General features: G+C 45.2%; 18 protein-coding genes. 7 read left to right on the top strand and 11 right to left on the bottom strand.

Annotated elements, in window-relative coordinates; all coding sequences use genetic code 11:
- Positions 1-29: 29 nt before the first annotated feature.
- A complete protein-coding gene (locus C2758_RS10500; protein WP_215308617.1) occupies positions 30-269 on the top strand; it encodes a hypothetical protein in 240 nt (79 codons plus the stop codon).
- Between the two features lie 45 nt (positions 270-314).
- Here the strand turns inward: C2758_RS10500 and C2758_RS10495 are convergent, their stop codons facing one another.
- Genes C2758_RS10495 through C2758_RS10480 form a run of 4 tightly spaced genes read right to left on the bottom strand, consistent with a single transcriptional unit; the run spans position 315 to position 2146 of the window.
- Positions 315-962 carry a histidine phosphatase family protein gene (locus tag C2758_RS10495; RefSeq protein ID WP_215328253.1) on the bottom strand — a complete coding sequence of 216 codons (648 nt, stop codon included), beginning with the start codon at positions 960-962 and terminating at the stop codon, positions 315-317.
- Between the two features lie 19 nt (positions 963-981).
- On the bottom strand, positions 982-1377 hold the full coding sequence (locus tag C2758_RS10490) for a GNAT family N-acetyltransferase (protein WP_215328251.1): 396 nt from the start codon (positions 1375-1377) through the stop codon (positions 982-984).
- A complete protein-coding gene (locus C2758_RS10485; RefSeq protein WP_251369201.1) occupies positions 1374-1880 on the bottom strand; it encodes an MOSC domain-containing protein in 507 nt (168 codons plus the stop codon). The genes C2758_RS10490 and C2758_RS10485 overlap by 4 nt, the downstream gene beginning before the upstream one ends.
- 59 nt (positions 1881-1939) lie before the next feature.
- Positions 1940-2146 (bottom strand): hypothetical protein, encoded by a 207-nt coding sequence (locus C2758_RS10480; protein ID WP_215328250.1) that lies wholly within the window; start codon positions 2144-2146, stop codon positions 1940-1942.
- Between the two features lie 129 nt (positions 2147-2275).
- On the opposite strand from C2758_RS10480, the gene C2758_RS10475 reads away from it, so the two are divergent.
- Complete coding sequence (locus C2758_RS10475; RefSeq protein WP_251369200.1) at positions 2276-2500, top strand: DUF2798 domain-containing protein; 225 nt, start codon at positions 2276-2278, stop codon at positions 2498-2500.
- Entirely contained in the window at positions 2497-2745 is a 249-nt protein-coding gene (locus C2758_RS10470; protein WP_215328249.1) for a hypothetical protein, read from the top strand. The genes C2758_RS10475 and C2758_RS10470 overlap by 4 nt, the downstream gene beginning before the upstream one ends.
- A 2-nt stretch (positions 2746-2747) precedes the next feature.
- Here C2758_RS10470 and C2758_RS10465 read toward each other — a convergent pair whose 3' ends face one another.
- Complete coding sequence (locus C2758_RS10465) at positions 2748-4376, bottom strand: peptide chain release factor 3 (protein ID WP_215330292.1); 1629 nt, start codon at positions 4374-4376, stop codon at positions 2748-2750.
- A 51-nt stretch (positions 4377-4427) separates the two neighbouring features.
- Positions 4428-5165: a pseudouridine synthase gene (locus C2758_RS10460; RefSeq protein ID WP_215328248.1), complete on the bottom strand. Its 738-nt coding sequence runs from the start codon at positions 5163-5165 to the stop codon at positions 4428-4430.
- Positions 5166-5311: 146 nt separating this feature from the next.
- On the opposite strand from C2758_RS10460, the gene C2758_RS10455 reads away from it, so the two are divergent.
- Positions 5312-6409, top strand: a complete 1098-nt coding sequence (locus tag C2758_RS10455; RefSeq protein WP_215328247.1) for an amidohydrolase family protein — start codon at positions 5312-5314, stop codon at positions 6407-6409.
- 15 nt (positions 6410-6424) lie between these two features.
- Here the strand turns inward: C2758_RS10455 and C2758_RS10450 are convergent, their stop codons facing one another.
- Entirely contained in the window at positions 6425-7312 is an 888-nt protein-coding gene (locus tag C2758_RS10450) for a lipid A biosynthesis acyltransferase (protein ID WP_215328245.1), read from the bottom strand.
- Positions 7313-7320: 8 nt separating this feature from the next.
- Positions 7321-7986 carry a carbonate dehydratase gene (can, locus tag C2758_RS10445; protein WP_215328244.1) on the bottom strand — a complete coding sequence of 222 codons (666 nt, stop codon included), beginning with the start codon at positions 7984-7986 and terminating at the stop codon, positions 7321-7323.
- A 22-nt stretch (positions 7987-8008) separates the two neighbouring features.
- Here can and C2758_RS10440 point away from each other — a divergent pair, with 22 nt between their 5' ends.
- A complete protein-coding gene (locus C2758_RS10440) occupies positions 8009-8305 on the top strand; it encodes a DUF167 domain-containing protein (RefSeq protein ID WP_215328243.1) in 297 nt (98 codons plus the stop codon).
- A gap of 3 nt (positions 8306-8308) precedes the next feature.
- Here the strand turns inward: C2758_RS10440 and C2758_RS10435 are convergent, their stop codons facing one another.
- Complete coding sequence (locus C2758_RS10435) at positions 8309-9211, bottom strand: aspartyl/asparaginyl beta-hydroxylase domain-containing protein (protein WP_215328240.1); 903 nt, start codon at positions 9209-9211, stop codon at positions 8309-8311.
- A gap of 163 nt (positions 9212-9374) precedes the next feature.
- Here C2758_RS10435 and C2758_RS10430 point away from each other — a divergent pair, with 163 nt between their 5' ends.
- Both C2758_RS10430 and C2758_RS10425 read left to right on the top strand, forming a co-directional pair.
- Entirely contained in the window at positions 9375-9740 is a 366-nt protein-coding gene (locus C2758_RS10430) for a hypothetical protein (RefSeq protein ID WP_215328239.1), read from the top strand.
- Between the two features lie 114 nt (positions 9741-9854).
- Complete coding sequence (locus C2758_RS10425; RefSeq protein ID WP_046330979.1) at positions 9855-10139, top strand: HU family DNA-binding protein; 285 nt, start codon at positions 9855-9857, stop codon at positions 10137-10139.
- A 93-nt stretch (positions 10140-10232) separates the two neighbouring features.
- Here the strand turns inward: C2758_RS10425 and rodA are convergent, their stop codons facing one another.
- Both rodA and mrdA read right to left on the bottom strand, forming a co-directional pair.
- Positions 10233-11384 carry a rod shape-determining protein RodA gene (gene rodA, locus C2758_RS10420; protein WP_215328238.1) on the bottom strand — a complete coding sequence of 384 codons (1152 nt, stop codon included), beginning with the start codon at positions 11382-11384 and terminating at the stop codon, positions 10233-10235.
- The gene (mrdA, locus tag C2758_RS10415) at positions 11366-13273 is read right to left on the bottom strand and encodes a penicillin-binding protein 2 (RefSeq protein ID WP_215328236.1); all 1908 of its coding nucleotides are present in this window, start codon (positions 13271-13273) and stop codon (positions 11366-11368) included. The genes rodA and mrdA overlap by 19 nt, the downstream gene beginning before the upstream one ends.
- Positions 13274-13277 lie beyond the last annotated feature (4 nt).

Below are 13277 nucleotides of genomic sequence, written 5' to 3'. Positions count from 1 at the left end.
GACTATTTCAATAATTTATAAGGAAAAATATGTCCCATCATGACAAGCTAATGGCTGCATTTGAGGTATACCAATCAGAGAACGAAAAGTTCCACGGAAAAGGAGTTAAAGCTTCTGCAGCAAGAGCTCGCAAGGCTTTGCAAGAGATTGCTGGCTCTTGCAAAGAGCGCCGTAAAGAAATTACCGCTGAAAAAGAAGCGCTTGAAGGTAAGCCAAAGGGTGAGGGCATGTCACAAGATGCCGCCCGTCACGCTCACATCAGAAAGTAAGCTTTTTCTAAAAAAGCAAAAAATCACCTAAGGGTGTTTTTTTGCTTAGAGGTCGACGCCATCTAGGGCGGAACCTTCAAGATGGCGAGTATCGGCCCATCTCTCAACTGACCAGCCCCCACCCTCCTGATGGGTAATCCAATTTAGTGAAGCATTTGGCACTGAGGCTACTCGCTCTGTACTTAAAGCTTGCTTGCTAGCAATTCGATATACCATGTCGAGAGTGCCGCCATGACTCACAAGCAAAATCGTTTGGCCTGTATGCTGCTCTTGTATCTTGTCTAAAACGGTTTGAACGCGTAATGCAAATTGATGGATACTTTCACCACCGTCGAGTTCATGCTCTAGGTCACGAGCAATATGAGCTTGCCAAATTGTTGGCTGCAGTAATGGCGCCTCTTGAATCGTGAGCCCTTGAAGTGCGCCAAAATGGCGCTCTCGTAAGGCGCTATCAACCCTTGCTTCTACGCCAAACAATTCCACAATAGCATTTGCAGTGTCGGCAGCTCTTTTAAGGTCGCTGGTATATAAAGCATCGAACGACAGCTTTGTATTTTTAATAGCCTGCGCCATTTGGCGAGCCTGCTGGATACCTTTGTTATTGAGAGGAATATCGGTATGCCCTTGAAGGCGTCTTTCAGCATTCCAAGTAGTTTCACCATGGCGGATGAGGCAGAGTTTTGTGGTCGACATATTGCGATATTCAGTTGAATTATTTTTTCATGGTCCAAGCACGTGGATTATGCTCAAAGCCTAGGTGCTCATAGTAAGTATTTGCTTTCGGAGCTGCAAGTAACACAATCATGCAGTCAGGCTTTAAGCGCTTCTTAGTTTCTTCAATGAGCTGCTTTCCTATTCCCTGCCGCTGGTAATCTTCATCTACAGCAAGGTCAGCCAAATAAGCCACATAGGCAAAGTCTGTCAGGCTACGACTGATCCCAATAAGTTTTTCACCATCCCACGCAGAAATAGTGAGATTTGAATTGGCGAGCATTGCTGCAAAGGTTTCAGCGCTATCAATTGGGCGGCGCTCCCCGAGAGTTGATCGAACATAAAGGTCGATCGCCTGTTCGGGGCTAATGCTTGCATGCTCGGCAAAGGTAATCATTTTTCTTGTTCTGATGAGTATGTGAGCGAATCGCCATGGCTAATAGTCCCAGAGTCTAGAGCTTCTGCTCTGAGACCGCCCCTATTCTCAAAAGCATTCATGAAGTCGGGCCTTTTTAGCAAATTGGCTGGACGCTGACAAGGTTCGCATAACTCGGTGCCTTTAAATGCGATACCTCCTAAATAGAAAGTCTGGCCAACGAGACTATTTAGCTCTTCCTCAGAAATTCCCTTGATTACCAGATTTCTTCGGGTATCGCCCCCTCCAAAAAGCGGCTGCTGTTGAGCATGCAATTGACCATTAGCATTTTCTATGGCCGAGAGAGCAATGAGAGAAATATGGCGTATTTTAGGCTTGGTCTTAGAGAATGCACCAAGACCTAGTGCGTAGCGATCGCCCACAATACCTTCACCAGAAATAATCTCAGCTTGTGCAAGCTGCACCATCAGCTCGCCTGCTCGAGCAGCAATATAAATGGAGTGAATTTGGGGAGAAACTTTCATGCTGACAGCATATTACATAAGAAAAAGCCCCGGTAATTTCGGGGCTTAGTACTGAGTGATTAGGCTACGACTTCTGTTGCAGCGGGTACTGCGACCGGCGGGCGCTTATTGAGCGCCCTCTGAATCTTTGCTTTCTCTTTGGGCTTGGTGCTCGATTCGAGCAATTTGCTGAGTTGAGCCACGTTAAGTGGCCCCAATTTAGCTTTGCCAGTTTTGCTCACCATGGAGTCGTTTTTTCTGTTTCTTTGATTTTGGCCAGCAGCCATATAGTTTCCTAGAGTCTTGGAATGATGAACCTCTGAGCTTGCTCAGCAGACTCCCCTATTTAGGGCGCGGAATAGTGATCACAGATCAGAATAACAGTTAAGCAGTCAAGGCGCTATGATTAGATCCTGATGAATATTCCCAATCTTATTTTTGCTGCCATCATGGGCGGACTCATGTCATTGAGCATTACTTTGGCTACCACTTTGGTGCGCGTAGGTTTTGCACGGGATTTCTTTTGGGTGTGGGTGGAGGTTTGGGCGCTTGCCTACCCAGTGGCGATGATTTGTATTTTGATTTATCGTCCGTTTGCTAGCAAGCTTACTGCAAGTTTAGTAAAGAAACTGGAGCGATGACTCATTTCAAATATATTTTATTGCTAAGCATGGTTGGCTTGAGTGCTTGCGCTGCGGTTTATACCGATGCGTCAGATGCAAATCATGTGACCTTTCTGAACAGTGATGGCGAATCAATTGCCTCGCTTACACTAAAGGCCAATGCGTATTGCGCACAATATGGCAAAACTGCATCGTTTAGAAAAAACGATACTCAGTTACTTGCGGTATTTGATTGCAATTGGCCGCAATCCAGCCCACGTTAGAGTTAACCAGCGAGGTCTGATTGATAGATCAGGCCTGCATGTTCCCTTAGGGCATGGAACTGAATGGATTCCCAGCGCTGTTGAGCAACATCCAGTTCAGATTTATGGCTAGCTAAAAATACGGAAGCGCCCACAACATCCTCTGCCATGCGGTGAATATTTTCTAGCATGAATTTTTTGAGTGCCACAGGATCTTCGGAGCTTACCCAGCGAGCCAAGTTGTAACGTGCCGGTAGCAAACGCACTTCCGCCCCATATTCCGTCTGCAGGCGATGGCTCACCACTTCAAATTGCAGTTGTCCAAATGCGCCAAGCAACATGGTGCCACCAGTCATAGGACGAAATACTTGAATCGCACCCTCTTCGCCAAGCTGCATTAAGCCTGTGCGCAATTGCTTGGAGCGCAAGGGATCTGCGGACTCGACCATGCGAAAAATTTCTGGAGCAAAAAATGGTAAGCCTGTGAATTGCAATTGCTCGCCTTCGGTGAGCGTATCACCCAATCGAAGTAGACCATGGTTTGGCAAGCCAATAATATCTCCAGGGAAAGCTTCATCCAAGATATCGCGTCGTTGCGATAAGAAAGATAGCGCATTATTGGTACGTACTTCTTTGCCATTACGACAAATCTTCAGTTTCATACCGCGCTGAAAATGCCCCGAGCAAATGCGCAAGAAGGCAACGCGATCTCGATGGGCTGGATCCATGTTTGCTTGAATCTTAAAGACTACTGCAGAAAATTTATTCTCTGCTGGGCTCACTTCGCGCTGCAGTGCTTTGCGTGATCCCGGTGATGGTGCAAGCTCAACCAAGGTGTTAAGAATTTCACGTACACCAAAATTATTAATGGCAGAGCCAAAGAATACCGGCGACTGACGGCCTGCTAGAAAGGCTTCACGGTCAAAGGCTGGCATCGCATTTTTAATTAAATCTACTTCAGCAAGTGCATTTTCAAGATCAGTACCCAGTCGCTCTTTTAAGGCGGGATCATGAATATCAACAATGGCGTGAGAATCTTCAGTCACGCGATCTTCGCCTGCCTTGAACATACGCATTTGAGAGTTAGCAATATCAATCACACCAGCAAAAGATTTACCCATACCTACTGGCCATGTAAAAGGAACGACTTCAATACCGAGTGCAGTTTCAATTTCATCCATGAGCTCCATGGGTGGCTTTACTTCACGATCCATCTTATTGATAAAGGTGACGATTGGTGTGTTGCGCGCACGGCAGACTTCAAGCAAACGCAAGGTTTGCGACTCAACACCATTAGCAGCATCAATTACCATCAATGCAGAATCAACTGCAGTCAATACGCGGTAAGTATCTTCGGAGAAGTCTTGGTGACCTGGGGTATCTAGCAGATTAATAATGCAATCGCGATATTCCATTTGCATTACAGAGCTGGCTACGGAAATACCACGCTGTTTCTCAATCTCCATCCAGTCTGAGGTCGCATGCCGGCTGGCCTTGCGGGCTTTAACACTACCCGCAATCTGAATCGCTCCCGCGTATAGCAAGAGTTTTTCAGTAAGCGTGGTCTTACCGGCATCTGGGTGAGAGATGATAGCGAAGCTACGGCGTCTTAAAACTTCTGCGCCGGGAGTGCTGGGGGTGGTGGTATCGATGGTAATTCTGCGTTTAATCTAAGTGACAGAATTATAGACGGGTAGCGCTGCTTAGAATTGCTCTTGGGGCCTTACAAAGCGCCATTTCCCGGGCGGTAGGGCGCCTAACGAAATTCTACCCATACGCACGCGTTTGAGGCCTAAAACTCGGAGGCCAACGATTTCACACATACGACGAATTTGACGCTTGCGGCCTTCGCGCAGAACAAAGCGAAGTTGGTCTTCGTTCTGCCAGCTGACTTGGGCTGGCTTTAAAACGACACCATCTAATTCCAGGCCATGTTTGAGGCGATCTAAATCTTTAAAAGAGAGTGCGCCCTCCACTCGGACTAAGTACTCTTTCTCGACGGGGCTGTTTTCGCCAATGAGGAGTTTTGCGATACGACCATCTTGAGTTAAGACCAGCATGCCAGTGGAATCAATATCCAGGCGACCAGCAGGTGCTAAGCCGCGGGTGTTAAAGCGTGGGTTACGTCCCTTATCAAGCGGGCTAGCAAAGTAATTCTCGGGAGTGATCAGCGAGGCTGCTGGTTGATACTCTTGCTCATCATCAAAGTGAGAGATAAAGCCGACTGGCTTATTCAAAATGACTGTAATCCGGGATGCTTGCTGCGCTTTAGCGCCAGACTGGAGCTCAATTTTCTGATGGCGAAAAGCTCGGGAGCCCAGCTCATTGACTACTTCACCATCGACTGTGACCAAGCCTTGCTCAATATAAGAGTCTGCTTCACGTCGGGAGCAAAGACCTAGCTCAGAGAGTAACTTGGATACACGTATTTTTTCTTCCATGACCTTATTATGAATTACAAGGCAATGAAGTAGGCATTCTGATCATTTTTTATATAAAAACTATATTTGACGGAAATACTTTTAATTGCTAATTTAACTGTAAGTCAAGTCATCATGGAATGATAAATATCCAAGGGAAGTGCAATATGAATAGTCGAAGATCATTTTTAAAAACCTCAGCAAAAGCGCTTGGGGGCCTCACATTTTGTGGATGTGGCTTATTGCATGCGGCAGAGGCGCAAAACAAAGGGCCTAGGCGCCTTACCCCAGTCTTTATTAATGGCAAACGTGTAAAGGCGATAGACGTACACGCCCATTGTCTTTTTCAGGATGCAATTGATCTAATGGGGGAGGATGCAAAGTCAGTGCCCCCTCCCACGAAGGGTGTGCCAGAGCATTTCATACAGATTAATGAGCGCATTAAGGCGATGGAGGCTCAGGGCATTGATATGCAGGTTTTGAGCATCAACCCCTATTGGTATAGGAAGGATAAAGATACTGCTGCAGAAATATGCAGACTTAATAACTTGCATCTTGCTGGGCTGTGCGCAATGCGGCCAGATAAGTTTGCCGCCTTCGCATCCTTAACAATGCAATACCCCGACCTAGCCGTCCAACAACTTGAGGATGCGGTAAAGAAATTGGGTCTTCGAGGAGCCGCTATTGGTGGAAGTGTCTTAGGCCAAGATTTTTCAGACCCTAAGTTTCATCCTGTGCTGGCGAAGGCTCAAGAGTTAAATGTGACTCTTTTCATTCACCCGCAAAGCACCCCTCAGTTAGCCCAAAGATTTAAAGGCAATGGTTGGATGTCAAATGTTATAGGCAATCCACTTGATACGACGATAGCTTTACAGCACTTAATTTATGAAGGTGTTTTAGATAAGTACCCACAGTTGAAAGTATTGGCGGCACATGGCGGTGGGTTCTTGGGTTCTTATGCGCCCCGCATGGACCATAGTTGTTTTGTTTCTCCTCAAAATTGCAACCCTGAGATTGTTCTGAAGAAAAAACCTACTGAATATTTAAACCAGCTGTATTTTGATTCATTGGTATTTACACCCGAAGCGCTTCGCCATCTAGTAGCCCAAGTTGGAGCAAGCCAGATTGTTATAGGAACTGATCACCCAATTCCTTGGGAGGAATATCCGGTTGAGCATGTAATGAATACTCCTGGCCTTAGTAATTCTGACCGTGTTGCCATATTGGGAGGCAATGCCGCAAAATTATTGGGGATAAAAATTTAAGCCCCAGCCGACGTACTAGTAAGGGCTAGCCTCATTGTGAGGTCTATTTTTAAAGCGCTTATGAACCCAATAGTATTCGGCTGGCCTAAGTCTAATTTCTTTTTCAAAAATGGTGTTGAGCCGTGCTGTATCCGCTTCAGGATTTTCGGTTGGGAAGTTTTCAAGGGGCTTGCTAATAGTACAAATGTAGCCAGCCTCATCTTTCTTGAGAGTAGTGATCATCATGCAGACCTGCGCCCCTGTGATTTTGGCTAGACGCGATACGGCTGTGATCGTATTAGTTTGAATATTAAAGAAGGGAACGAAAGCAGAGTCTTTGAGGCCTAAATCAATATCAGGCGCAATGATGATGAAACTTCCCTTGCGGATCTCTCGAATAAGCTCAAGTGTATTTCCTTGTCGATCAATCGAATTTCCACCGAAGCGATTGCGCCATTCAATAATCTTCTTGTTAAAGAAAGGGCTTTTCATTCTTTGAAAAAAGCCAGAGGTGCGAGGCCAACCTTTTTCCTTGGCAAGTGCACTCAGAATAATGCTGCCTTCAATGCCAATAAAATGCATGTTGACTAAAATACGTGGCTGTCTATCATTGAGATCAACCTCCGAGCGAACTTCAATCATATCGGCAAGCTGTTTTTTACTGCCTAGCCAAATAATGCTTTTTTCAACTAAGCTGCGGCCCAGTAGTCGCCAATGTTGCTTTCTGAGTTGATTAACTTCTGTTGCGCTTAGCTCAGGGAAGCAGAGCTCTAAGTTTTTCTGAACCACGTGATTGCGACCATTGGGAATGTGGGCTGCCAGATAGCCTAAGCCATAGCCGACAGAGACTAAAGTCTTGTAGGGAAGCGATACCAGAAATCTAAGGAGTGCTACCCCAGAATAGTTTGAAAAGTTCTTAAACAAAACTCAATTTATTCAGTGTCATAGCGAGATAAAGATTTGGCGTAGCGTACATTCATTTCTTCGGTAGAGCTAATGGACATCCCCAAATCATTGACTAGGCCGGTCTCAAGACGGTAAGTCCATCCATGTACCGTGAGGTCTTGCTCTCTAGCCCAAGCATCTTGAACAATAGTAGTTTCACAAACATTGACTACTTGTTCAATGACATTGAGCTCGCATAAGCGATCTTGACGTTTTGGAGATGGGATCACTTCGCCGAGATAGCGCTCATGTTTTTGATGCACATCCTTCACATGACGCAGCCAATTGTCAGCAAGGCCAACCCGTTTATCAGTTAGTGCCGCATGCACGCCTGAGCAACCGTAATGCCCCACCACCAAAATATGCTTGACCTTCAATAGGTCGATAGCAAACTGAATTACAGATAAGCAGTTCAGATCGGTATGGACTACCACGTTGGCAACATTACGATGTACAAAAAGTTCGCCAGGCAGCAAGTTCACAATATCGTTCGCGGGTACGCGACTATCTGAACAGCCAATCCATAAATATTCTGGCGCTTGCTGTGAAACTAGACGCTTAAAAAAATTAGCATCCTTGGCGATCATAGCTTCCGCCCACTCACGATTATTGGCAAATAGCTGGTCTAAGGCGTTGGAGTTCTTCATAATCATGGTTTGAGTTTAAAGTACTTTAATGAAGCCTATTTGGTTAAAGCAAACCCCCACCGGCATTGTTCTTGATCTGCACTGCCAGCCAGGCGCAAAGCTGACTAAGGTGGTTGGCCTACATGACGGCTGTCTCAAGATATCTCTGCAGGCCCCTGCCCTCGAAAACAGGGCCAATGAAATGCTGCTCTCTTGGCTTTCTAAGCAATTGAGGGTGCCGCAAAAACAAATTCAGCTCTTGTCGGGACAAAGTAGCCGCGTCAAGAGAGTGGAAATCTGGGGCTCAATCACCCCAGAGCAGATTGCTGAAGTATTAAGCCCCTAGTGCTTACCAAAATATGGCGTACAGAATTCCTAAAATTAAAACCCATTTGCCGATGTAATACACGCTGCGATGTTTTGCTTTGAGTTTTTTGGCCTGCGCCCTGAGGTGGTAAAAATACTTAAAGAGAACATTTACAAATCCCACCTTCTCCCCTTCAACATTCTGGGAAGAGGCTGCGCTCATGACGTAACGCCCAAACCAGCGATTTAATAATTGCACCAATTTCGTGTGAACCGGCCGCTCTACATCGCAAAATAAGACAATGCGTTGGTGATCTGTCTCGTTGGCCGCATAGTGGATATAAGTTTCATCAAACATCACGGGTTCGCCATCCCTCCAAAAATAGCGCTCATTATCGACATCAATAAAGCACTTGGGATCATTTGGAGTGACTAGGCCAATGTGATAGCGTAGCGAGCCCGCATAGGGGTCTCGGTGCCTTACTAGCGTTGCCCCAGGGGGCAATGAGGCAAACATCGCTGCCTTGATCGTGGGGATTGATTTGAGGATGGCAACAGTTTTAGGGCATTGGAGCTGCGCTGACGGCATTTCTTTGCCATACCAATAGAGGTGAAAGCGCTTCCAGCCTGTGCGAAAGAAGGAATTAAATCCAATATCGTTATATCCCGTAGCGGCTGCTATAGCACCATCTGCATTTAAGGCGAGAGCCTCATCACGGATGATTTGCCAATTATCTTGGAGGGGCTTCATTTCAGGAAAGTCCACAACTGGAATAAATGCCCCGGCCTTGGTTTTTGAAAACAAGTAAAGCAGACTATTAATTGGTGCTAAAAGTACTTGATAGTCTGTTAGGGAGCGAACTAAGCCAAATCGCACCTTTCCTCTAGAGTAAACGTAGAAAGCCGATACAACAAAGATCAGAAAAATGACGTGACGTAATTCCATGGAATATACCCATTAGCGTTAATACTAGTATTTTAATTTGTATGGAGCACTATTTCACCCCTATTTTCATAATGAATATGCTCCAATGTTAATTAGGGCTCTGGCAGGCCACAGGGAATGCACCTAATGAGTGCTGCAATGATGATTTGTTAAGGAAATTCACATGAATAGATTCGTAAAATGGCTTTTAAGCCTAATATTGATTGGCCTAGCTGGTTTGGCAGCTTATGCCTGGATTATGTTCAATTGGAGCTACGGAAGCGGTGAGCGTGCTGGCTATGTGCAAAAGTTTTCCAACCGAGGCTATGTATGTAAAACTTGGGAAGGCGAGCTAGCTATGGTATCCATGCCGGGAACCATGTCAGAAAAATTCCTTTTTACAGTGCGTGATGATGCTGTGGCACAAAAAATTAACGCTAATCTGGGCAAAAAAGTAGCCCTTAAATATGAACAGCATATCGGATTGCCTACAAGCTGTTTTGGCGATACTGAGTATTTTGTATCTGATGTGACAGTTATAGAAGAGTAAAAAATAGGCAATAAAAAAAATTTGCTGTGACGCAACTTTATTTTTGTAATTTTTTGTGGTTAAAATCATGTAAGCGCAGGTTGCGCTGACATCAATATCTATAAGGAGCTTCACTTGAACAAAGCAGAACTAATCGCAGCGATTGCTGACGATGCTGAGATCTCAAAAGCCAAAGCTGAATTTGCATTGAATTCTGCTATTGAGCAAATCATTAAAGCTGTTACTAAAGGCGACTCAGTACAACTGATCGGTTTCGGTACTTTTTCTTCCGGTAAGCGCGCTGCACGTATGGGCCGCAACCCAAAAACTGGTGAGCCACTCAAAATTGCTGCTGCTAAAACTGTTAAGTTTTCTGCTGGTAAAGCATTTAAAGATTCAGTTAACAAGCGTAAGAAGTAATTCTTGCTTTGTTGATGAAAAAGCCCGGCATGCCGGGCTTTTTTGTTTCTAGGGTAAATGTAAAAAATTGGTACACATGCCTAAGCTCAAATCTTAGCTTTGCACCAAGCGTCGATGGCGATGAATGCTCATCAAAATTCCAGCACCGAACCCCAGAGTCACTAAGGCAGTTCCTCCATAACTGATGAAGGGTAGTGGAACTCCAACCACGGGCAATAAACCACTCACCATACCGATATTGACAAAGGCGTAGGTAAAGAAAATCAGCGTGACAGACGCGCCCAGCAGGCGAGTGAACAGATTCGGCGCACTAGAAGAAATGGCTAAGCCTCGTTTAATCAAAGCGAAGAAAAGTGACAACATCACTAAGTTACCCAGTAAGCCAAACTCTTCCGAGAAAACGGCAAAGACAAAGTCGGTATGTTTTTCGGGAATAAACTCGAGATGGGCTTGCGTGCCCTGGAACCAACCTTTACCAAAAAATCCACCTGAGCCGATTGCAATCATCGACTGAATGGTGTGAAAGCCTTTTCCAAGTGGGTCGCTACTCGGGTCAAGTAAAGTGCATACTCGATGTTTTTGGTAGTTATGAACTAGCGGCCACACAACATCTTGGGCGCAGATAGTACTGCCAAAAATAATGATGAGGATGACTCCAAATGCGCCAATGCCTATGAATGGTAGGATCCATTTCCACGGCAATCCAGCAAGAATAATGACATACATGCCTGCGGCAAATACTAAGAGCGCAGTACCTAAGTCAGGTTGGCGTGCAATGAGCAGCACTGGAATCCCAAGAATGATTGCTGCCACCCCATAGTCCCAAGACTTTTGAATGCCCTCCCGTTTTTGGAAGTACCAAGCTAGCATGAGTGGCATGGCAATTTTCATGATCTCAGATGGTTGAATTACAAAACCAATATTGAGCCAACGTCTTGCACCTTTTTTAATTAACCCAAATATTGCGACTGCAATCAGCAGCGCAACTCCAATTCCATAAATCCAAACTGCAGCCATCTCTAGCCACTTTGGTGGAATGCGAGAAACAGTCCACATTACCGCAAACGAAAGGACTAGGTTGCGCAACTCATCTTCAAAGCGAACGGGTGTATTTTGACTTGCGGATAAGAAGGTAATAAACCCAATGCCTGCTAAACCAAGCAGAATATAGCTTAGCTGGCGGTCTAGCCCGCTGAAAATGCTCAGGAATATTTTCTTTATTTTGTTTATGGCGCTCTTTTCCATTCAGGAATCTCCTTTGGCCATTTACCTTCAAGATAAAAGTCAAGCGCTTTACGCGCAATTGGCGCAGCATACTGCGCACCAAATCCTGCATTCTCAACAACCATCGCAATAACGATAGTGGGCTTTTCTGCAGGGGCAAAAGCAACGTACAGAGCATGATCACGTAAAAATTCTGCTGTGGAGCTGTGCTTATATTCTTTCGAATTCAAACTGAATACCTGCGCTGTTCCAGTCTTGCCGCCAACTTGATATCCGGTACCTTTAAAAACGGATGCAGAGGTTCCAGAATTATTTACTTCGACCATCGCCTTCTTGATTATCTCAATATTCTCAGGCGCCAGATCAATTCGATAACTTTCCTTGGGTGTAGTGAGAGTGCGATTTCTTGTGAAGGGATCTTCAATTGCTTTTACTAAATGCGGCTTCATTACAATGCCGTTATTAGCTAAATTGGACATGCCATGTGCTAACTGCAAAATAGTAAATGCGTTATAGCCTTGACCAATGCCTAGAGAAATTGTTTCGCCTTCATACCATTTTTGTTGTTCTGGTTTTTTGAAAGTATTTTTCTTCCACTCGGTAGATGGCAGTACACCTTTTGATTCACCTTGCAGATCGATGCCAGTAATTTGACCAAAGCCAAATGGTTTCATGAAGTCATGCATCATGTTGACGCCCATATCACGTGCTAACAAGTAGTAGTAGGTATCGCAAGAATCCACAATTGACTTTTGCATATCAACAATACCGTGCCCACCCTTTTTATCGTCTCGGAAAGTATGATTACCAAATTCAAAATAACCTGGATCGGAGATCGTTTGTGATGGCGTACGCTTTTTAGTTTCTAAAGCGGCGAGCGCCATAAATGGTTTATAGGTTGACCCCGGCGGATAAATCCCCTTAAGCGGGCGGTTATAGAGTGGTTTCTGTGGCGAGTCATTCAGCTCTTTCCAGGTTAATGAGTCGATGCCCTCAACAAAGTCATTGGGATTAAAGTTAGGCTTAGAAACAAATGCCAAGATATCGCCAGTCTCAGGCTCAATCGCAACAAATGCACCCCGGAAATTTCCATAGAGTTGTTCAACTAAGTATTGCAGCTTGATATCAACCGAGAGGACCACATTTTTCCCTGGAACCGATGGTGAGCTAGAAAGTGTGCGCACGGGTTTGCCGCCTGCAGTAATCTCGACCTCATCGTATCCTGGCCTGCCTCGCAATACTGTTTCGTAACTTTGCTCTATACCAATTTTCCCTACATAGTGAATGCCCGGCAGAAATGAAGTTTGTAGTGCATCAGGATCACCCGCTTTGGAGTTATCAATTTCAATTTGCATGCGCTCGATATCTTGCTTAGAGGCTCGCCCAATATAACCAATCAGATGCGAGGCTAGCTCGTTATAGGGGTACTCTCGAAAGCTTCGGGCACGTATCTCGACACCTGGAAAGCGATAGCGATTCACCATAAAGCGGGCTGTTTCTACTTCGGTGAGCATCGATCTGAGGGGAAATGTGCCCATTTTGCGAGAATCTTCAAGTGAGCGCTTGAAATTTCTGCGATCTCTGGGAGAAATCAACACAATTTGAGAGAGCTCATCAATCAGTTCATCAACATTGCCTTTAACTTCTTCGGCATTGACATCTAAGGTCAGTGCCGAATAGTTTCTGCCGATGACGATTCCATTGCGGTCTATTAAAAGACCGCGATTTGCTGGTGCGGGAACTAATGCGATTCTATTGCTTTCTGCTAGCAGAGCGTATTTGCTATGACTCACCAGTTGCAGCCACACCAATCTCGTGACTAATAACAAGAAACAGACGGTAACAAATAGGGTCGCAATATGAATGCGCTCTTGAAACGAGTCGAGATCTGGTTTTTTAAAAGAAACCATATAA

Origin of the sequence: Polynucleobacter sp. AP-Sving-400A-A2, from assembly GCF_018688155.1 — a bacterium.
Taxonomy (GTDB): Bacteria; Pseudomonadota; Gammaproteobacteria; order Burkholderiales; family Burkholderiaceae; genus Polynucleobacter.
Note: the sequence above shows the minus strand (reverse complement) of the source record. Positions and strands in the feature narration are given on the sequence as shown.

Excerpts from the sequence above, each read along its gene's own strand:
- C2758_RS10490 (WP_215328251.1), bottom strand. The coding sequence starts at position 1,377 with ATGATTACCTTTGCCGAGCATGCAAGCATTAGCCCCGAACAGGCGATC.
- C2758_RS10460 (WP_215328248.1), bottom strand. The coding sequence starts at position 5,165 with ATGGAAGAAAAAATACGTGTATCCAAGTTACTCTCTGAGCTAGGTCTT.
- C2758_RS10435 (WP_215328240.1), bottom strand. The coding sequence starts at position 9,211 with ATGGAATTACGTCACGTCATTTTTCTGATCTTTGTTGTATCGGCTTTC.
- C2758_RS10485 (WP_251369201.1), bottom strand. The coding sequence starts at position 1,880 with ATGAAAGTTTCTCCCCAAATTCACTCCATTTATATTGCTGCTCGAGCA.
- C2758_RS10470 (WP_215328249.1), top strand. The coding sequence starts at position 2,497 with ATGACTCATTTCAAATATATTTTATTGCTAAGCATGGTTGGCTTGAGT.
- C2758_RS10430 (WP_215328239.1), top strand. The coding sequence starts at position 9,375 with ATGAATAGATTCGTAAAATGGCTTTTAAGCCTAATATTGATTGGCCTA.
- C2758_RS10455 (WP_215328247.1), top strand. The coding sequence starts at position 5,312 with ATGAATAGTCGAAGATCATTTTTAAAAACCTCAGCAAAAGCGCTTGGG.
- C2758_RS10495 (WP_215328253.1), bottom strand. The coding sequence starts at position 962 with ATGTCGACCACAAAACTCTGCCTCATCCGCCATGGTGAAACTACTTGG.
- mrdA (WP_215328236.1), bottom strand. The coding sequence starts at position 13,273 with ATGGTTTCTTTTAAAAAACCAGATCTCGACTCGTTTCAAGAGCGCATT.
- rodA (WP_215328238.1), bottom strand. The coding sequence starts at position 11,384 with ATGGAAAAGAGCGCCATAAACAAAATAAAGAAAATATTCCTGAGCATT.
- C2758_RS10480 (WP_215328250.1), bottom strand. The coding sequence starts at position 2,146 with ATGGCTGCTGGCCAAAATCAAAGAAACAGAAAAAACGACTCCATGGTG.
- C2758_RS10500 (WP_215308617.1), top strand. The coding sequence starts at position 30 with ATGTCCCATCATGACAAGCTAATGGCTGCATTTGAGGTATACCAATCA.
- can (WP_215328244.1), bottom strand. The coding sequence starts at position 7,986 with ATGATTATGAAGAACTCCAACGCCTTAGACCAGCTATTTGCCAATAAT.
- C2758_RS10475 (WP_251369200.1), top strand. The coding sequence starts at position 2,276 with ATGAATATTCCCAATCTTATTTTTGCTGCCATCATGGGCGGACTCATG.
- C2758_RS10440 (WP_215328243.1), top strand. The coding sequence starts at position 8,009 with ATGAAGCCTATTTGGTTAAAGCAAACCCCCACCGGCATTGTTCTTGAT.